Here is a 25114-nt window from a genome sequence, read left to right as displayed (position 1 = left end):
GACTGTGACGCCGCCTTCGCGAGCAGGCTTGCTCCCACAGGGATTTGAGTTGAACGCCTATCCGGCGATCGCCCGGGACAAACTGTGGGAGCGGGCTTGCTCGCGAAGAGGTCGGCACATTCAACATCTTTATTGACTGTGATGCCGCCTTCGCGAGCAAGCCCGCTCCCACAGGGGATCTTCAGCAGGCACAATATCCGCGTGTATCGGAAGTCCTTCTGTGGGAGCGAGCCTGCTCGCGAAGACGGCCGCAAGCCCAACGATCAGTCCGCCTGCACCGTGACCTGACACTGTTCGCCCAAGCCTTCGATACCCAAGCGCATGGTCTGGCCCGGGCGCAGGAACACCGGGTTGGGCTTGATGCCCAGCCCAACACCCGGGGGCGTCCCGGTGGAAATCACATCCCCCGGTTGCAGACTCATGCAGCGGCTCAGGTAGGCGATCAGTTGCGGCACGCTGAAGATCAGCGTCCGGGTATTGCCGTTTTGATAGCGATGCCCGTCGACTTCCAGCCACAGATCCAGCGTATGGGGGTCGGCGATTTCGTCCCGGGTCACCAGCCAGGGTCCAAGGGGGCCGAAGGTGTCGAAGCCCTTGCCCTTGTCCCAGGTGCCGCCGCGCTCCAGCTGCCACTCACGCTCCGACACATCGTTGATGACGCAATAACCGGCGACATGCTCCATGGCATTGGCTTCGTCGATGTAGCGCCCGCCCTTGCCGATGACCACGCCCAACTCGACTTCCCAATCGGTCTTGAGCGAGCCACGGGGGATCTGGACTTCGTCGTTCGGCCCGCAAATGGCACTGGTCCATTTATTGAAAATGATCGGCTCTTTCGGCACGTCCATGTTCGACTCGGCGGCATGGTCGGCGTAGTTCAGGCCGATGCAGATGAATTTGCCGACCTGGCCGACACAGGCGCCGATGCGCGGCTGGCCGGTAACAAGCGGCAGGCTGCGGGGGTCGAGGGCGGCAAGTCGCGCCAGGCTTTCCGGGCCCAAGGCCTGCCCGGCGATGTCCGCGACGTGGCCCGACAGGTCGCGGATCTGCTTGTCTTCATCCAACAGCCCGGGTTTTTCCGAACCTTTTTCGCCGTAACGCAACAGTTTCATGAAGTGCTCCTGCTCAAGTGAAAATTCAGAGGCTCATGCCGCCATCGATCACATGCACCGTCCCGGTGGTGTAGGCGGACGCGTCGCTGCCCAGGTACAACGCCAATTGCGCGATTTCCTCGGTGTGGCCAATACGTCCCATGGGCTGGCGGTCGAGAAACTGCCGATAGACCTCTGCTTCTTCGACACCTTGTCGCGCAGCCTGGTCGGCGATGCGCTGGCGTAGCGAAGGCGAGTCCACCGTGCCGGGGCAGATGGCGTTGCAGCGAATGCCCTGGCCGACAAAGTCGATGGCGACGGATTTGGTCAGCCCCACCACCGCCGCCTTGCTGGCAGCATAGGCGAAACGATTGGGCACGCCCTTGATGCTGGACGCGACCGACGACATGTTGATGATCGAGCCGCCGCCACGGGCCAGCATGCCCGGCAGGAACGCCCGGATCATGCGGTACATGGCCGTGACATTGAGGTCCATCGAACGTGCCCAGGACGCTTCATCGCATTCCAGGATGTTACCGCTGTGCACATAACCGGCGCAGTTGAACAGCACGTCCAGCCCGCCGATGTGGTCGCGAGCAGCGTCGATGGCATCGGCCGAGGTGACATCCAGGATCATCGGCGTGACCCCATCGATGCCCGCCAGTGCGCGAATGTCGATGTCGCTGGCAAACACCTCGGCGCCGGCCTGGGCGAAGGCCACCGCGCTAGCCAAGCCGATGCCTTGCCCGGCCGCCGTCACCAGGACTCGCTTGTTTTGCAGACTCATGCGGTCTCCAGTTGCGCTGCCGTGGGCGCGGTCTTGGGCGTCCTGCCGAGCATCGAGGCAGGGATCGCGAGGATCAATCCACCGCTGACCAACAGACACAAGGCCAACACGTAAGTACCGTTATTGATATTACCCGTCAGTGTTTCCGCCACGGCGGTGATCATCGAACCGGTGAAGCCCGACAGGTTGCCGAAGGCGTTGATCATGCCGATCCCGGCCGCGGCGGCAACGCCCGACAGCACGGTGCCCGGCAGGGTCCAGAAAATCGGCATCAGGCTGAGGATCCCCGAGGCGGAGACACTGAGGAACAGGACCGACAGCACCAGGTTATCGGCGAAAAACGCGCTGAGGATCAGCCCGACACCGCCAATGAAGGCCGGGATCGCCGCATGCAGGCGCCGCTCGCCGGTACGGTTGGAATGACGGGCGTTGAGCAGCATCGCCACCACCGCCACCGAGTAAGGAATGGCAGTGAGCAAACCGATATGCAGGCTATTGGTGATGCCGGTGCTCTTGATGATCGACGGCATCCAGAACGCCAGGCCATAGAAACCGGTGTTGAAGGTCAGCAGGATCAACACCAGCAACCATACCCGAGGGTTGAAAAATACCTCGCTCAAGCGCGTGGCCTTGCCCTGGTTGTCGGTTTGCAGATTGGCCTTGAGCAGGGCTTTTTCCGCGACGGAGAGCCATTTGGCCTTGTCGATGTTGTCGGCCAGGCAAACGATCACCACGAACGCCATGATGATCGACGGAATGCCTTCGATGATCAGCATCCATTGCCAACCGGACATGCCGTGGACGCCCTGCATGCTGTTCATCAGCCAGCCGGAGAGGATGCCACCGAGGGTCAGGCTGACTGGCAACGCCAGCAGGAACCCGGACATTACCCGGCTCTGCCGGTGGGTCGGGAACCAGTAGTTGAGGTAGAGGATCACGCCAGGAAAAAAGCCCGCTTCGCAGATCCCCAGCAGGAAACGCAGCACGTAGAACATCGTGCTCGATTCGAGGTGGAAGAACGCCGCCAGCGGCACGGTGTAGGCCACGGCCATGGAGATCACCGCCCAACTGAGCATGATCCGGGCGATCCAGAACCGCGCGCCAAAGCGATGCAGCAACAGGTTGCTGGGGACTTCGAAGAGGAAATAGCCCCAGAAAAACATACTGGCGCCCAAGGCATACACGGTGTTGCTGAATTGCAGCTCGTTGAGCATGTCGAGCTTGGCGAACCCGATGTTCACCCGATCGAGGTACGCCGCCATGTAGCACAGGAGCAGGACGGGAAGGATGCGCCAGATGACCTTGCGGTAGGTCCGGTCTTCGAAGTCGAGCTCGCCAGCTTGCGCCTGGGCGGGCAACTGCTCGGAGATGGTTTGCATAAGTAACCCCTGATTGTTTTTATTGGGTCACGTCGAATGAACGAGTCATCCGGCGATTGAACGAGGACTCTACTGTCGGGGATCGATTCTTTCCCAATGGCATTTTTGGATTAGTTGATAACGAGACGTTATCGAGATAGCCGTCGGCTCTCTCCAATGCCGCCGCCCCCCCCGGTCGTGGCAGCATGCTTTAAGTTTGTATGAGTTTTGTGGCGAGGGAGCTTGCTCCCGCTGGGGCGCGCAGCGGCCCTGAAACCAGGCAACTCGGTGTACCAGGCAAGTTGAGTTCACAGCTTTGGGTCTGCTACGCAGCCCAGCGGGAGCAAGCTCCCTCGCCACAAAAGCGACCTTGCCAACCTAAGCCCTCCGCAGGATGGAGTCAGCGAGCCCCCTAAGTGTCCAGTATTGCGGCCAGGCGGGCGTTGTCCTTGAGGATCTCGGCGAACTCCAGCGCCGCGCCCACCAACGGCTCATCCTTTCGCGTCAGGATCCCGTAATCCTGCGGCACCAGGTGCAGCGGCGTATCGAGGGTCTTGAGCTGGCCGCTTTCGAGCAGCGGATCGACCATGGCATTGGGCAGCATGCCGATCATGGGGCCGCGTTGCAGGACCTGGAGGAAGGTCTGCATGGAAATGGTGTCGATGGTGTTGCGCGGCATTCCCACCCCGGCTTCGGCGAAGGCCAGTTCCATGCGGGCGCGGATCGGCGTGCCGACCGGGTAGAGAATCCACGGCTGGTCCACCAGTTGCTGCAAGGAGGTCGGCCCCGCGTTCGCCAGGGGGTGGCGGTCGTTGACCACGATGCAGAACGGCTCTGGGGCCAGGGGCTGGAAATCGTAGCGCTGTTGCTGGCTTTGCTCGGTAAACCGCGCCACGGCCAGGTCAAGTTTCTTTTCTTCAAGCATCTTCATCAGATGGTTGCTGGTCTGCTCCACCACCTCGATGGACAGCAAGGGCCAGCGTTGCTTGATCTGCAGGATCGCCTCGGGCAAGGCCACCGCCGTCGCGGCAAAGATACCGCCGACCTTGAGGTAGCCATGGCCGCCTTCGCGCAGGCTGCTGATTTGCTCGACGAACGAACGGGCGTCGTTCAAGGCGATCTGCGCGTAACGCAGCACATGTTCGCCCAGTGCGGTGGGCGGCATGCTCCGGGGGCGGCGTTCGAACAGGGCAAAGCCGAGCAGGCTTTCGATTTCCTTGAGCATCTTGCTCACGGCCGGCTGGCTGAGGTTCATCTGCTCGGCCGCCAGATGCATGTTGCAGGTGCGCCCCAAGGTATCGATCAGCAGCAGATGGCGAAATTTGAGCCAGCCGCAGAAGCTGGAGAAAGACAGGTCGGACATGGGCAATCCTCGACGATGCAATAACCGGACGTTATCAGATACTGAATATATCTCATTGGAGTTCATCAACAGCGCGCCCTAGCTTGAACGCTTTACTCACCAGGAAGACTGCCCATGTCGCTGATGCTGACTCCCGAGAACACCCTGCCCGTCGATGGCGTCGCCGGCACCCTGATTGGTCGTGCCTGGGTGCCAGGCCGGATCGCTGGCCCTTCACCCGTGGTGCTGCGCAGTGATGGGGTGTTCGACCTGTCGGAGCGTTTTGCGACATTGAGCGACTTGCTGGAAACAGAATCCCCCCTGGCCGCTGTCAGGCAGGCGCCCGGTACCTTCATCGCCAGCGTCGAAGCGTTGCTGGCCAATACCGGCATTCATGCCGACCCGACCAAGCCGTTCCTCTTGCCGCCCCTGGACTTGCAAGTGATCAAGGCCGCCGGCGTGACCTTCGCCGCCAGCATGATCGAACGGGTGATCGAGGAACAGGCCGGCGGTGACGCGGCAAAGGCCGAGGCTGTCCGTGCCACCGTGCACAGCGTGATCGGCGACAACCTGCGGGCCATCGTGCCGGGGTCCGAGCAAGCCATGCGCCTGAAAGCCTTGCTCATTGAACAGGGCATGTGGTCGCAATACCTGGAAGTCGGCATCGGCCCGGATGCGGAAATCTTCACCAAGGCACCGGTCCTGGCCGCCGTGGGCAGCGGCAGCCACATTGGCATTCATCCGATCTCGCAATGGAACAACCCGGAACCGGAAGTGGTGCTGGCGGTGAACAGCCGTGGCCAGATCCACGGCGCCACCCTGGGCAACGACGTCAACCTGCGGGACATCGAAGGCCGCAGTGCGCTGTTGCTGAGCAAGGCCAAGGATAACAACGCGTCCTGCGCCATCGGCCCGTTCATTCGCCTGTTCGACGCACACTTCAGCCTGGATGACGTTCGCGCTTGCGTGGTCGATCTCAAGGTACAAGGCGAAGATGGCTACCGCCTGCACGGTTCGAGTTCCATGAGCCAGATCAGCCGTGACCCGCAGGACCTGGCGGGCCAGACGCTCAACGCCAACCACCAATATCCGGACGGGTTTGTGCTGTTTCTCGGTACCCTGTTCGCCCCCACCGAAGATCGCGACCATCCCGGCAGCGGTTTCACCCACAAGCGCGGGGACGTGGTCAGCATCAGCAGCCCCTTGCTAGGCAGCCTGCATAACCAGGTCACCCACAGTTGCGACGCCGCCCCCTGGACCTTCGGCGTCAGTGCCTTGATCCGTAACCTCGCCGCCCGAGGACTGCTGGGCCGCTGAGACCACGACCGTGACCGATTCATCCAATTACAAGAGAGACATGAATCATGAGTGACACGCCTAAACGCCGCCTGCGCAGCGAGCAATGGTTCAACGACCCGGCCCACGCGGACATGACCGCGCTGTATGTCGAACGCTACATGAACTACGGCATGACCCGCGAAGAGCTGCAATCGGGACGCCCGATCATCGGCATCGCCCAGACCGGCAGCGACCTGACGCCCTGCAACCGCCATCACCTGGAACTGGCCCAACGGGTCAAGGCCGGCATCCGCGATGCCGGCGGCATCCCCATGGAATTCCCGGTGCACCCGATCGCCGAACAGTCGCGACGCCCCACCGCTGCCCTGGACCGCAACCTGGCCTACCTGGGGCTGGTGGAAATCCTTCACGGCTACCCATTGGACGGTGTGGTGCTCACCACCGGCTGCGACAAGACCACGCCCGCCTGCCTGATGGCGGCGGCGACCACCGACCTGCCCGCCATTGTCCTGTCCGGCGGGCCGATGCTCGACGGCCATCACAAGGGTGAACTGATCGGCTCCGGCACCGTGCTCTGGCATGCGCGCAACCTGATGGCCGCCGGCGAGATCGACTACGAAGGCTTCATGGAAATGACCACCGCGGCCTCGCCCTCGGTGGGTCACTGCAACACCATGGGCACCGCCTTGTCGATGAACGCCCTGGCCGAAGCCCTGGGCATGTCGCTGCCCGGTTGCGCGAGCATCCCGGCGCCCTATCGCGAGCGCGGGCAAATGGCCTACGCCACCGGCAAGCGTATCTGCGAATTGGTGCTCCAGGACGTGCGCCCTTCCCAGATCATGACCCGCCAGGCCTTCGAGAACGCCATCGCCGTCGCCTCCGCCCTCGGCGCTTCGAGCAATTGCCCGCCGCACCTGATCGCCATCGCCCGGCACATGGGCGTCGAACTGAACCTGGATGACTGGCAACGGATTGGCGAAGACGTGCCGCTGCTGGTCAATTGCATGCCGGCGGGCAAGTACCTGGGCGAAGGGTTCCATCGTGCCGGCGGCGTGCCCTCGGTCATGCATGAACTGCAAAAAGCCGGACGCCTGCACGAAGACTGCGCCACGGTCAGCGGCAGGACCATCGGCGAAATCGTCAGCGACAGCCTGACCAGCAACGCCGATGTGATCCATCCCTTTGAGACGCCGCTCAAGCACCGTGCCGGTTTCATCGTACTCAGCGGCAATTTCTTCGACAGCGCAATCATGAAGATGTCGGTGGTGGGCGAGGCGTTTCGCAAGACCTACCTGTCTGAGCCGGGCGCCGAGAACAGTTTCGAAGCCCGGGCCATCGTCTTCGAAGGACCGGAGGATTACCACGCCCGCATCGACGACCCGGCGCTGGACATCGACGAGCGCTGCATCCTGGTCATTCGCGGCGTTGGCACGGTGGGCTACCCCGGCAGCGCGGAGGTGGTGAACATGGCCCCGCCAGCCGCACTGATCAAACAAGGCATCGACTCCCTGCCCTGCCTGGGCGACGGTCGCCAGAGCGGCACCTCGGCGAGCCCATCGATCCTCAATATGTCGCCTGAAGCAGCCGTCGGTGGCGGCCTGGCGTTGCTGCAAACCAACGACCGGCTGAAAGTGGACCTGAACACCCGCACGGTGAACCTGCTGATTGACGACGAAGAAATGGCCCGGCGCCGACTCGCGTGGACGCCGAACATCCCGCCGTCGCAAACCCCTTGGCAGGAACTGTATCGGCAATTGGTGGGACAGCTTTCCACGGGGGGTTGCCTGGAGCCGGCGACGTTGCACCTGCGGGTGATTGCTCGTAGTGGTGAGCCGCGTCATTCGCACTGAGTGGCCGATTGTTCAGTTACGTTGAATGCAGATGCCAACCCAGAGGGATTTATTCCACGGACCGAAAGGAGAAAGATGCGCGCCAGGGGCCCTCGCCCCTGCCGAATTTTTCACACCCACGGAGTCGATCCATGCCATTTGCCAACTACAAATTTCCCGAAGGAATCCTGGACCACGCGCGCAAGGAAGAGATCATCCACCGCACCACGGAGATGTTCGTCGAATACTTCGGCGAAGGGGTTCGTCCGTTCACCATGGTCTTGGTGGAAGAGGTGGCAGACGGTGGCTGGGGGCGCGCCGATGAAACGCTGACGCTGGAAAAGATGGGGCTGCCGGCCAAAAGACAATGATGCTGTTCACTTAAGGCTTGCCTGAACCCCTGTGGCGAGGGAGCTTGCTCCCGCTGGGCTGCGTAGCAGCCCCTTTTTGCGAGCGCTTCGCACTCGAGCGGGAGCAAGCTCCCTCGCCACAGGTTCATCGTTTTTCTTGAGTGAATAGCACCCTCCTATATAAAGGATTGGTCCTGTGCTTGAGCCCCTCGCCCCGCCTCAGAAATCCACCGTGGCCGACAACTGCAAGGTACGCGGAGAGCCTGGCGAGAAAGCACCATACGAAGCGACGCCCGACCAGTATTCACGGTCAAAGACGTTCTGGACCGTCGCCCTGAACGTCGTCGGTCGACCCTCGATCCTGGTGGCGTAGCGAGCACCCGCGTCAAAGCGGGTCCAGGCATCCAGCTCCTGGGTGTTGGCCTGGTTCACGTATTGGCTGCTGGTGTAGATCGCACCGCTGGTGAGGGTAAAGCCTTCCACCCACGGGGTGTCCCATTCCGCCCACAGGTTGGCTTGGACGTCTGGCACGCCCACCGGTTTATTGCCACGGTTGGCCGCGGTGGCGGAATCCGTCAGTTCGCCGTCGAGCAGTGTCACGCCACCCATCAAGCGGGTTCCGGGGGCCACTTCGCCGAATACGCTCAACTCCACGCCGCGGTTGCGTTGTTCGGCTTGCACCGAGAAGACATCGTTCGCATCGAGCTCGCCACTGGGTTTCTCGATCTGGAACAGTGCCAGGGTGGTCATGAACGTGCCGTGCTCATACTTGACGCCCATCTCGTGTTGCCTGGATTCATAAGGTGCGAACATTTGGTTGGAATTGATCGCGTTGGCGGGCGCGGTGTCACCTTTACTCAGGCCCTCGACATAGTTGTAGTAGAGCGACACGTCTTCCCAGGGCTTGACGACGACACCGAACATTGGCGTGGTTTTGCTTTTGTCGTAGGACGGAGTGATCACGGTGGTGTTGTAGTTTTCCGACTTGACGTTTTGCCGGCGCAAACCCAGGGTCAGTTGGACACGGTCATCCAATGCCGACAAGGTGTCGGTCAAGGCGAAGCCGGACAGCTGCGACTCGGAAACACGCAACACCTTGGGCGCGTTGATGGCGGGCTTGGGCCTGTCCACTGGGTGATAGATGTTCGAGGGGACATCCGACCCGTTGGTGATGCCCCGGGACAGCTCATCCTGATAAGTGCTCGCCATCAGCGTCGTCGTGTGAGTGACGGGGCCGGTGTCGAATACACCACGTACCCCCACGTCGGCTGTCGAACGATCCACGTTGAATTTGTAGTACCCCGGCCTGTTGCTGATATCACCGGCACTGTTAAGAATCCTCGGCACCTGGTCCGACATCCGCTTGACGTCCGACCGGCCGCCACCGGCATGGGCGAACACCGTGACCGAGTCCGTCAGGTCATATTCGCCACCCAGCAATGCCGACTGCTCCTTGGTGTCCGACCAACCCCATTTCTGCGACGCGTTGGTGCGGCCGTTGGGGGCCGATGGAATCTCCACGCCAGGCGCGACGGTGAAGGGCCGCGAAGCACCTTCGAAGCTTTCTTTCTGGCTGATGAAGTCGAGGTTCAAGCGCAGGCGCTCGCCGCGATAATCGAAGGCGATGGCGCCGATGTTGAGCTCGCGCTCCTGATCATCGACGGCCGTGTCGCCACCCTGGAGGCTGCCGTTGAAGCGCACGCCGAACTGGTTTTCCGAGCCGAATCGGCGGCTGACGTCCAGGTGCCCGCCCACGTAGGAATCAGACGCATAGCTGCCGGTAAAGCGCGTCAGGTCTTCGTCCAGCGGCCGCTTGGGGACGATATTGATCACCCCGCCCACGCCGCTGTTGGGCGACATGCCGTACATCAGCGCACCCGGTCCCTTGAGCACTTCGATCCGTTCGGCATAGTCGGTGAACACCCGGTAGTTGGGCGCCACACCGTAGACGCCGTCGTAGGCCAGTTCGCCAAGGTTGCCCTCGCCGATGGGAAAACCACGGATGAAAAACGAATCGACGATACCGCCCACCTGGCCCGTCGAGCGCACCGAAGGGTCGCGTTGCAAGGCATCGGCCGCGGTCACGGTTTGCAGGTCGGCCAGGGTCTTGGCGGTGTAGCTGGTCACGCTGAATGGCGTGTCCATCACGTCCTTGTTGCCCATCATCCCCAGGCGCGCGCCACGGGCCACTTGACCACCGGCCAGCTCGGCCGGCAGTGCGCTCGGGTTGTCGTGGGTGCCGGTGATGTTGGTGGCATCAAGGGTCAAGCCTGGGCCGTTGTCGACCGCAGGGACATCCGAGGTTTGCTCGGCGGCGGGCTTTTGCCCGGGGGTTGCCGCCCAGGTGGTGGCGCTTCCTGCGACCAGCATGAAACTCAGGGTGGCGGTACGAATCGCGAGGGATAACGCAAACTCACCACAAGGTCGACGTGCAACAGACATGGCTTAAGGATCCTTTCCGACGAGAGAAAATGGTAATCACTCCTATTGCCAGTCGACCTGCGGAAAAGTATCACCCCCCGGCGGTTATTTTTTCAGGCAGCCCCCGAACGCTCGGGCACACAACCGCCGCAGTGCTATCGACGCCTTGCAACCTTTCGTGCAGCCGGGCATCTTGCCGACCGAGTCATCGCCCGCAGCACACCCACCCGCTTGCCAGCGATCAACCACCGAGGTCGAGTCATGTCCCACGCAGGTGCCCTCCAGGGTTCGAACGTCAGAATCCTGGTTTCCCTTCTGTTCGCGATCCAGCTCATCTCCATGGGCGCGATGGAAATGAGCGGGCCGTTCTGGCCGGTGCACCTGCGCGGGCTGACGTCTTCGGAGTCGGTTTTCAGCTTCGCCAGCATCGCCGTGTATGTCGGGCCAATGCTGGGCATCATTTTGACCAGTGCGTTCTGGGGCCGTATCGGCGATCGCTACGGTCATAAGCTGATGATGATCCGCGCCCTGGCGGGCTTGTCGCTGACCCAGCTCGGTCTGGCGCTGAGCAGTGATATCTGGGTCATCCTGATCCTGCGTTTCCTGCAAGGCGCCTTTGCCGGTTACATCGCCCCGGCGCAGGCCTACGGCGTCAGCATCGAAGCCCCGTCACGTCGAGCGCGGCTGTTTGCGATCCTGCAGATATCCACCAACGTCGGCTCATTGCTCGGCGCGGTGGTCGGCGGCCTGATCCTCGACTACGCCACGTTCTTCTGGATCAACATCATCGCCTCGGCCTTGTGCGCGGTGTGCACGGTGGTCGCCGCGATGACCTTGCCGGACGTGCCACCGGTGACGAAATCCGCGACCGGCCAAGCCCCGGCAGCGACCCGTCGTACCGACAGCGTCTGGCAAGGCACACCGTTGCTGTCGTTGCTGTGCGTCATGGGCATCCTGCTGTTGGCGCGGATGCTGCCGCAGACGTCATTCTCCTTGTACGTAAGCTCGGTGTTCGACGTCAGCCACTCGGTGGTCGGCCTCTGCTACGGCTTGCTGGCGCTGGGTTTCATTCTCTCGGCCACGGCCTGGTCGCGCTATTTCGAGCACCGTACCCAGCAGGACACCTTGCATCGCCTCCTCTACGTCGTGCTCGGGTGCATCGCCCTGACCGCCCTGGCAGGGACTACGCGCAACGCCATCGTTTTTGTCGTCGCCTACTTCATCTGGGGGGTGCTGCTGGGCGCCACCACGCCGGTGCTGATGGCGCTGATCTCGAAATCCGCCGACAGCTCGCGACAAGGCCACGTGCTGGGCATTGCCCAGGGCACCGCCCAATTTGCGTCGATCGCGGGCATTTCCGCCGGGGGGTTGCTCAGCCAGGTCTACGGCTTGCAGTACACCTACCTGTTCGTTTGCCTGGCTTATGGGTTGGCACTGATTCCCGTCGTCGCGTTGCGATACTGGCCGATAAACCCGTCGCCTACCTGAAGCAGGGTTGTCGAATGCCGCTTGCGTCCCGGACAAGTTGTCCTTTAGCATTGGGAATACTTCTCAATTGCAAAAAAACGCAGCCATGAGCGAAACCCTGCCCGCGAACAACGACCATCATCTGCGCGTGATCGAAGCGCTGTACGCCGGCCATCATGGCTGGCTGTACGCCACGTTGAAGAAGAAATTGGGCAACGCCATGGATGCAGCAGACCTGGCCCAAGACACCTTCACCCGCATTCTCGCCTCCCAAGTCACCGTCATTGACCAGCCCCGGGCCTACCTGAGCTGCGTCGCCAAGGGCATTCTCATCAACTGGTATCAGCGCAAGGCCCTGGAACGCGCCTACCTGGAAGCGCTCGCGCATTTGCCGGCCCAGGAAGTACCGTCTCCTGAATTGCGCTTCCTGGTGCTGGAAACCCTGCACGAAATCGACGCCATGCTCGACACGCTGCCGGCGCCGGTCAAACGGGCCTTCCTGCTGTCGCAGATCGGCGGCCTGAAATACGACGACATCGCCCAACAGCTGGACGTCTCGCTGATCACAGTCAAGCGCTACATGAAGCAGGCGTTCGTGCAGTGCCTGATGCTGGTGGAATGAATGCTCACCCGACGTCATGAGCCGCCGCTCGATCCCAAGGTCCTCGAAGAAGCCGCTGAGTGGCTGATGCGCTTGAGTGAGCGCGACCTCAGCGACAGCGAGCGTGCCGAGTGGGAATGCTGGAGGGCCAGCAGCCCCGAGCGCGGCCGGGCCTGGTCCCGTGCGCAAGTGCTGCAAGGCAAGCTCGGCGGTTTGCCACGCTCGCTGGCGATGTCGGCGCTGGATCGCCCGAGCAGCCCCGAACGGCGCACGGCCCTTGGCAAACTGGCGTTGCTGCTGGCCGTGGTGCCTGCCGGTTGGGGCAGTTGGAAACTGGCGCAATCGCAGCAATGGTCCGCCGACTATCGCACCGCCGTGGGCGAGCGTCGCGAGCTGACCCTGGCCGACGGTTCCCACATCACCCTCAATACCGACACGGCCATCGACGTGCGGTTCGACACCCAGCAGCGGCTCATCCAGGTGCGTGAAGGGGAAATCCTGGTGCAGACCGCACCGGATGCTTCACCCCAGGCGCGACCGTTCCTGGTCAGTACCCGTGAGGGGCGGATGCAGGCCCTGGGCACGCGGTTCACCGTGCGCCAACTGCCATCGACCACCCATCTGGCGGTACTCGAAGGCGCTGTGCGGATTGAATTGGCCGATGCTCGCCAGGCCGCGCCGCTCGTTGTCAACGCCGGGCAGCGCACTGACTTCTCGGCACAGGCCTTCGGCCCGTTGAGCCCGGCAGACCGCAACGTCGGCGCCTGGACCCAAGGCATGCTGATGGCCGACAAGATGCGCCTGGCGGACTTCGTCGCCGAGCTGACCCGCTATCGCCGGGGCTTCGTGCGTTGCGACCCGGCCATTGCCGAACTGCGGGTTTCCGGCGCCTTTCCCATCAGCGATACCCAGCGCACGCTCAATATGCTGGCGCAAACCTACCCGATCCTGGTCAGCGGCCATTTGAGCGGTTATTGGGTGACGCTCTCCCCTGCCTGACCCCACAAAAAAATTTGCTGCCCTTGGTGATACTTTTTTTGATCTCAACTGGCAAAGAAAGGAATAACCATTTCATCTCGTCCATAGGGTCATCCATCCATGCTCGTTGCACGGCCCCTGCATTCGGATCGTCCGTCCAAGCTCGTCATGCGCAGTGTGCTGTTGAGCCTTGCCTTGGGCACGGTCACCGGGTCGTTCGCCTTGGCCGCCGTGCCCGCGCAACTGGAAGCCATTGCCCCCCGGGCCTATGACATCGCCCCCGGGCCGCTCGGCGCCGCCCTGTCGAGCTTTGCGATCACCGCTGGCATTGCCTTGTCGTTCCAGCCGTCGATCACCGAGGGGCTGCTCAGCCCGGGACTGTCCGGGACTTATCCGGCAGCGCAAGCGCTCACACGCCTGCTGGGTGACAGCGGTGTGGAGATGATTGCCCGCGACGATGGCAGCTATACCCTGGTGCTGCGCCAAGTGTCCCTGCCGGAGATCAACGTCGGTGCCGCCGGCAGACCCAGCACCGACTTGCCACTCACCGACGCCAGCGGCCAGGTCGCCCGCGGCGCACGCCTCGGTCTGCTGGGCAACGCCGATGTGATGGATGCGCCGTTCAGCGTCAGCAGCTACACCTCGACGATGATCAACGATCAACAGGCGGTCACCGTGGGCGATTTGCTGGAGCGCGATGCTTCGGTGCGCGCCACTGGCCAGGCGGGCGGCATCGTCGACTCATTCTTCATCCGCGGTTTTCCGCTGGGGGAAGGCAATCTCGGGGAGTTGGCGTTCGACGGTGTGTATGGCGTGGCGTCCAACTACCGGGTGTTCACCGATTACGCCGAGCGTATCGAACTGGTCAAGGGGCCTGCCGCCCTGCTGTATGGCATGTCACCCAACAGCGCAGTGGGCGGCGTGATCAACGTGGTCCCCAAGCGTGCCCTCGACGAGGACCTGACCCGATTCACCAGCCGCTACGCCACGGATTCGCAACTGGGCGGCCACCTCGACGTCAGCCGGCGTTTTGGTGAAGAGCGCCGGTTCGGGATCAGGTTCAACGGCAGCCTGCAGCAGGGCGACACGGCCATCGACAAGCAGTCCCGAGAGGTCGGTACCGGCGCCATCTCCCTGGATTACCAAGGGGATCGCCTGCGCACGAGCCTGGACCTGATCAATCAAAAGGAAGCGTTCGACGCCGCATCGCGGCCCTTCAGGATCGCCCCCGGCGTGCAGATTCCCTCGGCCGCCAACGGCCGGACCAGTGTCAGCCAGGATTGGGGCCGCTCCCAAGCCCGGGACAAGTCGGCGTTGCTGAGTGGCGAATATGACCTCAGCGACCAACTGACGCTGTTTGCCCACGCCGGTGGCGGAAAATCCGAGGTCGAGCGCATGTCCGACCAGACCCCGACCATCATCAACGCGGCCGGCGACACGTCATCAGATCCCGGCTATTACCAATTCAAGGTCCGGCGCTACACCGTCGACGCCGGCGCGCGCCAGGGCTTCGACACCGGGCCGGTCAGCCACCGTGCGGTGTTGCAAGTCAGCCGTTATCGCGACGAGTTGTCCCGGGGCATTATTTCCGGCCCCGCCATCCTCTCGAACATCTATCACCCGATCGACCGGCCCCGGCCCAACCTCGCCGAACCCAACACCCCGAAAGTCTCCGAGAGCCAATTGTCCGGCGTCGCCCTGGCCGACACCCTGTCGGTGCTCGATGAACGCCTGCAAGTCACCCTCGGGCTGCGCAGGCAGAACGTCCAATCGGAAAACTTCAGCACCACCGTTGCGCCCTACGACAAAAGCAAAACCACGCCGCTGCTCGGTATCGTTGCCAAGCCCTGGGACCATGTCGCGCTGTACTACAACTACATCGAAGGCCTGAGCAAGGGCGACATTGCGCCGTCCGCTGCAACCAACGCGGATGAGGTTTTCTCACCCTACATCTCCCGCCAGCAGGAGATCGGCATCAAGCTCGACTACGACCGTTTCATGGCCACGCTGGCGCTGTTCCAGATCCAGAAACCCAGCGGTGAATTGTCGAACGGGGTGTTTTCGGTCCAGGCCCAGCAACGCAACCGTGGCATGGAACTGAACCTGTCCGGCGAGGTGGCCCGAGGCACCCGCCTGCTCGGTGGCGTGACGCTGCTCGATGGGGAGTTGACCCGCACTGCCGTGGCCGCCAATCGCGGCAACACACCGGTGGGCGTCCCCAAGGTCCAGGCCAACCTCTGGGCCGAGTGGGACACCCCGGGCATCGACGGGCTGACGTTGACCAGCGGCGCGATCTACACCGCCAGCCAGTACGTCGACCAGGCCAACACCCAGGCACTGGATGCCTGGACCCGCTTCGATGTCGGCGCCCGCTATGCCACGCGCATCGCCGAGCGGCCCACGACTTTTCGCGCCACGGTGCAGAACGTGTTTGACCGCGCCTACTGGTCGGGGGTCGCCTCCTATGGTGCGTTTTCCCAAGGCGCACCGCGCACGCTGCTGTTGTCTGCCACCGTTGATTTCTGAAACCCGCGGGCCGGGCTGGCGGTTTGCGCCGTTGTCCCGGTCGGCTTCTGTAAAGGCCTGAACCATGGTTACCGTTTTGCGTCATCACACGCTCGCCACCCTGCTGCTCGCCGGGTGGCTCGGTTTGTCGTTGTTTTCCCTGGCGCCACGCAACGCTGTCGCCGCCGAGACGGATCCGGCCCTGGGCAGCGTGACCGATCTGCTCGGGCGCCAGGTCAAGGTGCACCTCCCGGTCCGGCGGGTGATCCTCGGCGAAGGTCGCCAGTTGTACCTGGTGGCGGCGCTGGACACGCAAAACCCCATCGAACGCATCGTTGGTTGGCGCAAGGACCTGATCCAGTCCGATCCGGACACCTACGGCGCCTACCTGCGCAAATATCCCGACATCGCCAAGATCCCGACCTTCGGTGGATTCGAGGACGGCACCTTTGACATCGAGCAGGCGATTTCCCAGCGTCCGGATGTGATCATCCTCAATATCGAAGCCCAGCACGCCACCGAGGATGCGCGCTACATCGAAAAGCTCGACGCCTTGGGCATCCCGGTGGTCTATGTCGACTTTCGCAACAACCCGATGCAGAACACCGAGCCGACCATGCGCCTGTTCGGCCAATTGTTCGGCAAGCAAGCCCGGGCCGAGGCGTTCATCGACTTTCGCAACCAGCAGATTCGACGCGTCACCGACGTCATCGAGGCGCGCCACCCGGCCCGGCCAAAGGTCTTCATCGAACGCATCGGCGGCTACACCGATGATTGCTGCCTGAGCTTCGGCAACGAGAACTTCGGCCTGTTCGTCGAAATGGCCGGTGGCGACAACATTGCCAAAGGCATCATCCCCACCACGTTCGGCCAGTTGAACGCCGAGCAAGTGGTGGTTGCCAACCCGGCGCAGGTGGTGGTCACCAGTGCCAACTGGGAAGCCTTTGCCCCTGGCGGCCATTGGGTCGGCGTCGGCCCGGGGGCGGACATGGCCCAAGCCAGGCAAAAACTGGCGTGGTACACCCAGCGGCCGGCCTATGCCGGCATCAAGGCTCAGGACGACCAGGCGTTCCACGCCATCTGGCACCAGTTCTACAACAGCCCCTATCAGTTCGTCGCCATCCAGCAATTGGCCAAATGGTTTCACCCGACGTTGTTTGCCGACCTGGACCCGGACGCCTCGTTCCGCCAATTGCACGAGCAGTTCCTGCCGGTCCCTTATGAACCGGGCTACGCCGTCAGCCTGCGCCGGGCCGAGGACAAGCCATGACCACGCTGAACGAAACCCTGGTGATGCAACGTGACACCTACCGGCGCCTGGTGCTGCGCAAGCGCCTTATCCTTGGCGGACTCGCGCTGTTGCTGATCTGCAGCGTGCTGCTCGACCTGGCCCTCGGGCCGGCGCGCTACAGCCTCGACGAAGTGCTCGGCGCGCTGTTTTCACCGGACAGCGCATCGCCCCAGGTCCGCGTGGTGATGTGGGATATCCGCCTGCCCGTGGCGCTGATGGCCGTTGCGGTCGGTGCGGCGTTGTCCCTGGCCGGCGCGCAGATGCAGACGATCCTCAACAACCCGCTGGCCAGTCCGTTCACCCTGGGCATTTCCGCCGCCGCCAGTTTCGGTGCGGCCATGGGCCTGGCGTTTGGCGTGGCCTTGTTCCCGTTGGCGGCGCAGTACATGGTGCCGCTGAACGCGTTCATCATGGCCATGCTGTCGGCCTTGCTGATCCACTTCCTGAGCCTGCGACGCGGTGTCACCGCCGAGACCATCGTGCTGCTCGGCATCGCCCTGGTGTTCACCTTCAACGCGCTGCTGGCGCTGGTGCAATTCTTTGCCACCGAGCAAGCCGTGGCCGCCGTGGTGTTCTGGACGATGGGCAGCCTGACCAAAGCCACCTGGCCCAAGCTCGGGGTGATCTGCCTGGTAATCCTGGTCACCCTGCCGATTTTCGCCCGGCGTGCCTGGGCCTTGACCGCCCTGCGCCTGGGGGACGACAAGGCCGCGAGTTTCGGCATCAACGTGCGCAGCCTGCGTTTTCAGACGCTGATCATGGTCAGCCTGCTTGCCTCGTTCCCGGTGGCCTTTGTCGGCACCATCGGCTTCATCGGCCTGGTCGGACCGCACATCGCACGAATGCTGATCGGTGAAGACCAGCGGTTCTTCCTGCCGGCGTCCCTGCTGACCGGCGCACTGATTCTGTCCGCCAGTTCGGTGATCAGCAAGACCCTGATCCCCGGGGCCATTTTCCCCATCGGCGTGGTGACGTCACTGATCGGCGTGCCCTTCTTCATATCCTTGATTCTCGGCGGAAAGAAAAACTCATGGTAACGATCCGGCTGGAGAATCTCGGCGCACGCTACGGCCAGCGCACGGTCATTCACGGCGTGACCACGGCAGCCTTTATCGGCGGCCAGGTGGTGGCGGTGGTCGGCCCCAACGCGGCGGGCAAATCCACTTTGTTCAAGCGCATGGCCGGCTTGATCGACGGCCCCGGGCAAGTGGTATTGGAGGACTCGAAAAAGGGACCCCAGGGCATCAGCTACATGCCCCAGGGCTTGAACGCCAGCGCCCGGTTGACGGTGTACGAGTCGGTGTTGCTGGCGCGCAAGCAGCTCACGCCGGGCTGGGTCGTCCACGACGATGAACTGAAGTTGGTGGATGACATTCTCGCCGCGCTGGGCATCACCGAACTGTCGTTCCGTAATCTAGGCGAGCTCAGCGGCGGACAGCAGCAACTGGTGTCGATCGCCCAGACCCTGGTGCGCGAACCGGAAATCCTGCTGATGGATGAACCGACCAGCGCCCTGGACATGCACCGGCAAGTCCAGGTGCTGAACTTCATGCGGGCCCTGGCACGCAAACGCCAGGTCATTGTGTTCATCGCCATCCATGACCTGAACCAGGCCCTACGCTTTGCCGACCAGGTGCTGGTCATCGCCGACGGCACCGCCCAGGGCAGCGGCCCAAGCGCCGAGGTGATCAGCGAATCGATGCTGCGCAAGGTCTACAAGGTCGAGGCGCGGATCGAGCAATGCAGCCGCGGCGAGCGCCATATCCTGATCGACGATATCGTCTGAGCGCACACCCGGGCCTTGCGTCGAAGGCCCGAGGTTGCAGGACCTAGGCGACCTTGAAGCGATTGACCAACTGTTGCTGGTGCTCGGCCAGGCGCGCCAGTTCCTGGCTGGTGATGGCCGTCTGCTCGGCGCCGGCACTCACCTGGATCACCAGGTCGTTGATCTCGTTCACGTTGCGATTGATGTCTTCGGACACCGCGCTCTGCTCTTCTGCCGCGGAGGCGATCTGGATGTTACGGTCGCTGATCGTCGCCACCCCCTCGGCGATCTCCACCAGCAACTCCCCCGCGCGCTCGACTTTGCTCGCCCCGTCCTGGGCCTTGTCCAGGGTCTGCTGCATGGACAGCGCCGCGCGATCCGAACCGGCCTGCAGGTTGCTGATCATCTGTTGAATGTTGCCCGTGGACTCCTGGGTCTTTTGTGCCAGGGTGCGCACTTCGGAGGCGACCACCGCAAAACCGCGGCCATGGTCACCGGCCCGCGCCGCTTCAATCGCCGCATTGAGCGCCAATAGATTGGTCTGTTCGGCAATGCCGCGAATCACATCGAGCACCGAGGAAATGGCATCGCTTTCCAGCTTGAGGTCACCAATGATTTGCGCGGTCTCCTCGGCCTGCCCGGACAATTGGCGGATCAGCCCGATGGTACTTTCGATTTCCACGCGCCCTTGGGCCGTGCTGAGGTTGACCTGTTGCGACATGTGCGCCGCATCGTTGGTGCTTTGCGCCACCTCGCGCACCGTAGCACTCATCTGATTGATCGCCGTGGCCACCAGCTCGGTGCCTTGGCGCTGTTGCTCGACACTCATGCTGGTCTGGACCGTCACCGTGGAAGACTCTTGCGCGGCGGTCGCCACTTGCGCCGTGGCGTTGCCGATTTCCTGCACGATCTCGCTGATCTCCTGCGCCATGCGATTGAGGTTGCGCGAGATCTGGCCGAACTCATCGCGGCCTTCGTAGGTGGCCCTGGCGGTGAGGTCACGCTGTGCCAGGCCGTTCAGGGCCTGATTCACATCGCGCACCGCCAGATCGATCAGGCGGATGATCACATACGACAACACCGACACCGCCAGCAGCGCCACGACGACCGCAGCGACGGTCAGCCACAACGCACGGTGTGCTTCATCGCGGCCGTGAATCGCCAGGCGGCTGATGCTTTGGCCGAGGGCGTCTTCCACCTGGCTCATCATATCGATGCGCTGAGTGGAGAGTTCAAACCAGGCCTCTGGCTTGATGCCCAGCGACTGGCCCAATGGCACTTCGAAAGCCAGGCGCTGCAACTTACCGACTTCGACCGCAGCGGGCTTGAGCATCTGCTCGGTGAACTGTTGAAGCAAGACTGGTTGGGCCTGGCGGCGGAACGCGTCGGAATACGCAGAGAACTCACCAAGATTACGGCTAAAGCGCGACAACAAGGTCTCATCGAAACGATCCTGGCTGAATACCAGGCCCAGCACGAGCCGTTCGCGTCCGGCCCGTTCTTTCATCTCGATAAACTGATTGAGGGCATTGAGCGCATGAACAATGGTGGCGTTGTTGATCGTCGCTTCCAAAGAGTGGGTGTAGCCCATGAGCGCTTGAATGATCTCGGTATAACGAACACCGGACTCGGTGCTGCTGATACCCAACTTATCCACTTGCCCACGAATGACGGGCAACTGGTCCAATGCCTGGAGAACATTGTCCAATTGCGCACTGTCCGACGCAGACAACCCACGCACTACCTTGGCCGAGGCATTGGAGTCCTGGCGCGCCTGGGCCATCCGTTCGCCCATGGACTTGCCGCCGCTGCCCAGGAAAACCCCGCTGGCGCCGCGCTCGCGCTGCAATACCGTGATCAGTTGACTCAACTTCTGTGCCGTGGCGCTGGCGGCGACCGTGGCGTCCATATCGCGCAGGGTCTTGTAGTTGTCCACGATAAAGACGCCGGCCAAGGACAAGAATCCCAACAGGGGAAGTAGCAGGATCAATAAAAGTTTCAGACGCAGCGGTGCATTCCTGAGCATTTCCGTTCAAGCCTCATTTCATATTGAATTAATGACGCGTGAACTTGTTGTATGAGGGTTGTTATACACGCTGACGTGGGGCGATCTTAACGCAATACCAAATAGCCATCACCCCTGTTATTGCTCCGCTTGGCACTTATAACGGTCATGAAGCGGGAATGTTTATTTGCCTTGATCAGGATCAAGTTTTCGACAGATAACGGTAAGCATCCAAACATGGAACTACCAGCCGAGCTGCTTGTTGAAACCCAGGGCGTCATAGTAGTCGTGCTGCGTGAGAATCTTGCCCTCCTTGAGCCGGATGAAACTCACCCCCTTGAAGCTGAGGGGGCGCTGGGTGGCCGGCGTCTCGGTGCTCCAAGGCCCGGTATTGTGCCCCTTGAACTCCCATTCGAAGGCAATGCTGTCACCGTTGATGATCGGCTCGCCCAGCATCGTCCATTGCAGATCCGGCACTGCGCGCATGAACACTTCGATCACCTGGGTCTTGGCATTTTCCCGGCCGACCTGCGGTGTTCCCACCGAGGCGTCGAGAAACTCACCGTTCTCGGCGAAGTACTTCGCCGCAGCCTCCGCATCACGAGCGTTCCAAGCCTTCATGTAGTCATGGATCACGCCCAGGGTATCGTTTTGACTGGCCGCCAAAACCCCATGGCTGGCCAGAATCAGGAGCAACCCAAACAGCATCGAATGGATTCGAGACGTCATAAAATGTTCACCTTTTCTCATCAGAGGAATTTGCCTGCCGCGCCCGGCGGCAGGCCGTCATGTTCCTAGGCTTTTTTCCAGGCATCGGACGCCGGAGCGGTACCCTTCTCGTAGGGACGAAACACGACCATGTAGACGAGGCCGACGAGAATCACGATGGCGCCGACCAACACGATGCCGTAGTTCACGTACCAAGGCGCATCTGGCGTACGCGGCCAGGACATATTGACGATGGCGAACAAGCCATAGCAGAGCGCAGCGATGTTCACCGGCCAGCCCCAACGTCCCAAGGTGAACTGGCCCTTGGGTGTCCAGCCCCGGAGACGGGCATACATCACTCCCCCGACAATCATCTGGAACGCCAGGTAGATACCGATGGCGGCAAAACTCACCACCAGCGCGATGGCGTTCTGAAGATAAAAGCCGACACACACGATGATTGCCGGCAGCACCCCGCAGACCATCAGGGCGGCAGTCGGCACATGGGTCGTCGGGGAGAGTTTCTTCAGCACACCACTGCCCATGAGCATTTCGTCTCGAGCGTAGGCATACAACAAGCGGCTGGCGGATGCCTGCAAGCTCAGCACACAGGAAACGAACGAGACTGTGATCACCGCCATGACCACACGGGACATGACCGGACCGAACGCCGCGCCAAATATCGTGGCCATGGGATCCTTGTCCTGCCCGGAAACAACGGCGGCAATATCAGGCACGGCCAGGATCAAGGCCAGGGCGGCGAAGATCGAAGCAGCACCGCCGATCCAGATCGTCATTCGCATGGCCTTGGGGACCTGGCGGCTAGGATTGGGCGTTTCCTCGGCGACATCGCCGCAGGCTTCAAAACCATAGTAGAGGAACATCCCCGCCAGTGACGCGGCCAGGAAGGCCGGCCAGTATTCCCCATCGATGGAAATATCGAACGTGTCGAACAACACGCTCAAGGGCTGGTGGCGCTCGAAAATCAGCAAATAGCCGCCGATCAACAAAGCCCCGACCAGCTCACACAGAAAACCGAACATCGCCACCCGCGCCAGCAGCTTGGTGCCGCTCAGGTTCAGGACCGTCGCGGCGGCGGTCAGGACCAGCGCAACCAAGGTATTAGTGACCGGCGACGACTCGAAACCCAGCAGGTTGGCAATGTAGGGGCCAGCGCCCAGGGCTACGGCAGCAATGGTCACGCACAAAGAGATGGCGTAGATCCAGCCGACCATCCAGGCCCATTTTTTCCCCACCAGGCGGCGAGCCCACGGATAGACACCGCCGGAAATGGGGTACTGGGACACCACTTCGCAAAAAATCAGGCACACCAGCATTTGCCCGAACCCCACCAGCAGGTAGGACCAGAACATCGGCGGCCCGCCCGCTGCCAGGCACAGGCCGAACAACGTATAGACGCCGACCACTGGCGATAAGTAAGTAAAACCGAGGGCAAAGTTCTGCCAGAGGCTCATGCTACGTTCGAAATTCGAGGTGTACCCCAGGGCACGGAGTTGCTCCGCGTCCTGGTCCACGGCTGCCGTGGAGCTTATCGAGCTGTTCATTGCGCCATCCTTCAAAAAGGAATTCGTTTGAGTAAGCGTCAAGCAGGCAGAGCCATCCCGCCCGTAACGTGGTTCACCGGAAATGCCTCAGAGCTGAATCCAGGTGGCCTTGATCTCGGTGTATTTATCAAAAGCATGCAGGGATTTGTCGCGGCCATTGCCGGACTGTTTGTAGCCACCGAACGGCGCCATCATGTCGCCGCCGTCATACAGGTTGACCCAGACACTTCCGGCGCGAAGAGCCCGGGCCATGGTGTGGGCGCGCGACAGGTTGGCCGTCCAGACGGCTGCCGCCAGCCCATAAGGCGTGTCGTTGGCGATGCGCACCGCATCCTCGGCTTCGTCGAACTCGATCACCGACAGCACCGGGCCAAAAATCTCTTCCCGGGCAATGTTCATCGAATTGCTGACGTTATCGAATAGCGTCGGCTCCACGTAGCTGCCACCGCTGTCCGCCAGCGCCACGTGTCCTCCCAGCAACAACTGGGCGCCTTGATCCTGTCCTTGCCGAATGTGGTGCAACACGCCTTCCAGGTGACGCGCATCCACCAGTGCACCGACATTGGTGTCGGGGTCCAATGGATGGCCTGGCTTCCAGCTTTTCATGGCCTCGACCACCATCGGCACGAAACGCGCCTTGATGGAAGCCTGGACGAGCAAACGTGAACCGGCGGTGCACACCTCGCCCTGATTGAAAGCTATGGCGGCCGCTGCCGCTTCGGCGGCTACCTGAAGATCAGGGGCATCGGCGAAGACAATGTTCGGACTCTTCCCCCCCGCCTCCAGCCAGACCCGCTTCATGTTCGACTCGCCTGCATACACGAGAAGTTGCTTGGCCACTCGGGTGGAACCGGTAAACGCCAGCACATCAACGTCACCGTGCAAGGCCAGGGCCTTGCCCACCGTGTGCCCATAGCCTGGCAGCACATTGAGCACACCGGCCGGCAACCCTGCTTCCAGGGCAAGTTGTGCGATACGAATGGCCGTCAGCGGCGAACGCTCCGAAGGTTTGAGAATCACCGAATTACCGCTCGCCAATGCCGGCCCCAATTTCCAGGACGCCATCATCAACGGGAAATTCCACGGCACGATGGCAGCGACCACCCCGACCGGCTCCCGCGTCACCAGCCCAAGCTGATCCACAGCCGTCGCGGCCACTTCATCGTAGATCTTGTCGATGGCTTCACCGCACCAGCGAATGCTGTCGATGGCGCCGGGCAGGTCGACCGCCAGCGAGTCGGCGATCGGTTTACCCATGTCCAGCGTTTCCAGCAGTGCCAGCTCTTCGACATGGGACTGCAAGAGGTCGGAAAAACGCAACATGACCGCCTTGCGCGCAGCCGGTGCCTGACGCGACCAAACGCCAGACTCGAATGCCGCCCGGGCGCTGGTCACGGCCAGCTCGGCGTCCGCGGCATCGCAACTTGCAACCAGGCCCAACAATCGCCCATCCACAGGACTCACGCATTCGAAGGTAGCGCCTGAACTGGCAGGCCTGTATTGCCCGTCGATAAAGGCACGGCCCTCGATGTCCAGCGCCTTGGCTCTGGCTTCCCACTCTGCTCGGGTCAAGTGACTCATGATTGAAGTGCTCCTGGGTTCGGATGAATGCGATCTCGGCTCGCTTAAACATATGGAACCATATCTTTTAACCCATGAGAACCCCAGGAAAACCAAATTCAACCAGGTTGTTTTGACTTCAACGCCTTTTCATCCCTAGAATTCCGCGCCAATGGCCCCTGAAAATGCCTT

At 62.0% G+C, this 25114-nt stretch carries 19 protein-coding genes; 10 read left to right on the top strand and 9 right to left on the bottom strand.

Annotation, left to right across the window (positions count from 1 at the left end; genetic code table 11):
• Positions 1-263: 263 nt before the first annotated feature.
• The 4 genes from M1D99_RS15140 to M1D99_RS15125 all read right to left on the bottom strand — a co-directional run bounded on the left by M1D99_RS15140 (position 264) and on the right by M1D99_RS15125 (position 4599).
• A complete protein-coding gene (locus M1D99_RS15140) occupies positions 264-1112 on the bottom strand; it encodes an ureidoglycolate lyase (protein WP_458132099.1) in 849 nt (282 codons plus the stop codon).
• A 25-nt stretch (positions 1113-1137) separates the two neighbouring features.
• Positions 1138-1878 carry an SDR family oxidoreductase gene (locus M1D99_RS15135; protein ID WP_458132098.1) on the bottom strand — a complete coding sequence of 247 codons (741 nt, stop codon included), beginning with the start codon at positions 1876-1878 and terminating at the stop codon, positions 1138-1140.
• The gene (locus tag M1D99_RS15130) at positions 1875-3257 is read right to left on the bottom strand and encodes an MFS transporter (RefSeq protein WP_458132097.1); all 1383 of its coding nucleotides are present in this window, start codon (positions 3255-3257) and stop codon (positions 1875-1877) included. Before M1D99_RS15130 ends, M1D99_RS15135 begins: the two co-directional genes overlap by 4 nt.
• 391 nt (positions 3258-3648) lie before the next feature.
• On the bottom strand, positions 3649-4599 hold the full coding sequence (locus M1D99_RS15125; RefSeq protein WP_186705855.1) for a LysR family transcriptional regulator: 951 nt from the start codon (positions 4597-4599) through the stop codon (positions 3649-3651).
• A gap of 114 nt (positions 4600-4713) precedes the next feature.
• Here M1D99_RS15125 and M1D99_RS15120 point away from each other — a divergent pair, with 114 nt between their 5' ends.
• From M1D99_RS15120 to M1D99_RS15110, 3 genes are all read left to right on the top strand, one after another.
• A complete protein-coding gene (locus M1D99_RS15120; protein ID WP_458132096.1) occupies positions 4714-5895 on the top strand; it encodes a fumarylacetoacetate hydrolase family protein in 1182 nt (393 codons plus the stop codon).
• Between the two features lie 47 nt (positions 5896-5942).
• Complete coding sequence (locus M1D99_RS15115) at positions 5943-7727, top strand: IlvD/Edd family dehydratase (RefSeq protein ID WP_458132095.1); 1785 nt, start codon at positions 5943-5945, stop codon at positions 7725-7727.
• Positions 7728-7858: 131 nt separating this feature from the next.
• Positions 7859-8077, top strand: coding sequence for a tautomerase family protein (locus M1D99_RS15110; RefSeq protein ID WP_434576240.1), 219 nt, complete (start codon positions 7859-7861; stop codon positions 8075-8077).
• Positions 8078-8275: 198 nt separating this feature from the next.
• On the opposite strand, the gene M1D99_RS15105 is transcribed toward M1D99_RS15110, so the two are convergent.
• A complete protein-coding gene (locus tag M1D99_RS15105) occupies positions 8276-10498 on the bottom strand; it encodes a TonB-dependent receptor (protein WP_458132094.1) in 2223 nt (740 codons plus the stop codon).
• A 240-nt stretch (positions 10499-10738) separates the two neighbouring features.
• On the opposite strand from M1D99_RS15105, the gene M1D99_RS15100 reads away from it, so the two are divergent.
• From M1D99_RS15100 to M1D99_RS15070, 7 genes are all read left to right on the top strand, one after another.
• Complete coding sequence (locus M1D99_RS15100; protein ID WP_186729319.1) at positions 10739-11965, top strand: MFS transporter; 1227 nt, start codon at positions 10739-10741, stop codon at positions 11963-11965.
• Between the two features lie 85 nt (positions 11966-12050).
• Positions 12051-12566 (top strand): sigma-70 family RNA polymerase sigma factor, encoded by a 516-nt coding sequence (locus M1D99_RS15095; RefSeq protein ID WP_186705849.1) that lies wholly within the window; start codon positions 12051-12053, stop codon positions 12564-12566.
• Positions 12567-13544: a FecR domain-containing protein gene (locus M1D99_RS15090; RefSeq protein ID WP_434576234.1), complete on the top strand. Its 978-nt coding sequence runs from the start codon at positions 12567-12569 to the stop codon at positions 13542-13544.
• 99 nt (positions 13545-13643) lie between these two features.
• On the top strand, positions 13644-16049 hold the full coding sequence (locus M1D99_RS15085) for a TonB-dependent siderophore receptor (protein ID WP_458132093.1): 2406 nt from the start codon (positions 13644-13646) through the stop codon (positions 16047-16049).
• 64 nt (positions 16050-16113) lie between these two features.
• Positions 16114-17298, top strand: coding sequence for an ABC transporter substrate-binding protein (locus M1D99_RS15080; protein ID WP_434576230.1), 1185 nt, complete (start codon positions 16114-16116; stop codon positions 17296-17298).
• Positions 17295-18356: a FecCD family ABC transporter permease gene (locus M1D99_RS15075; RefSeq protein ID WP_411384946.1), complete on the top strand. Its 1062-nt coding sequence runs from the start codon at positions 17295-17297 to the stop codon at positions 18354-18356. The genes M1D99_RS15080 and M1D99_RS15075 overlap by 4 nt, the downstream gene beginning before the upstream one ends.
• Positions 18350-19105, top strand: coding sequence for an ABC transporter ATP-binding protein (locus M1D99_RS15070; RefSeq protein ID WP_186705844.1), 756 nt, complete (start codon positions 18350-18352; stop codon positions 19103-19105). The genes M1D99_RS15075 and M1D99_RS15070 overlap by 7 nt, the downstream gene beginning before the upstream one ends.
• 43 nt (positions 19106-19148) lie before the next feature.
• Here the strand turns inward: M1D99_RS15070 and M1D99_RS15065 are convergent, their stop codons facing one another.
• From M1D99_RS15065 to M1D99_RS15050, 4 genes are all read right to left on the bottom strand, one after another.
• The gene (locus M1D99_RS15065; protein ID WP_458132092.1) at positions 19149-21110 is read right to left on the bottom strand and encodes a methyl-accepting chemotaxis protein; all 1962 of its coding nucleotides are present in this window, start codon (positions 21108-21110) and stop codon (positions 19149-19151) included.
• A gap of 222 nt (positions 21111-21332) precedes the next feature.
• Entirely contained in the window at positions 21333-21818 is a 486-nt protein-coding gene (locus tag M1D99_RS15060; protein ID WP_458132091.1) for an ester cyclase, read from the bottom strand.
• 65 nt (positions 21819-21883) lie between these two features.
• Positions 21884-23362 carry an APC family permease gene (locus M1D99_RS15055; protein WP_434576224.1) on the bottom strand — a complete coding sequence of 493 codons (1479 nt, stop codon included), beginning with the start codon at positions 23360-23362 and terminating at the stop codon, positions 21884-21886.
• An 87-nt stretch (positions 23363-23449) separates the two neighbouring features.
• Positions 23450-24943, bottom strand: coding sequence for an aldehyde dehydrogenase (locus M1D99_RS15050; RefSeq protein ID WP_458132090.1), 1494 nt, complete (start codon positions 24941-24943; stop codon positions 23450-23452).
• Between the last annotated feature and the right edge of the window lie 171 nt (positions 24944-25114).

This window comes from Pseudomonas sp. R3-41 (assembly GCF_054161485.1).
Note: the sequence above shows the minus strand (reverse complement) of the source record. Positions and strands in the feature narration are given on the sequence as shown.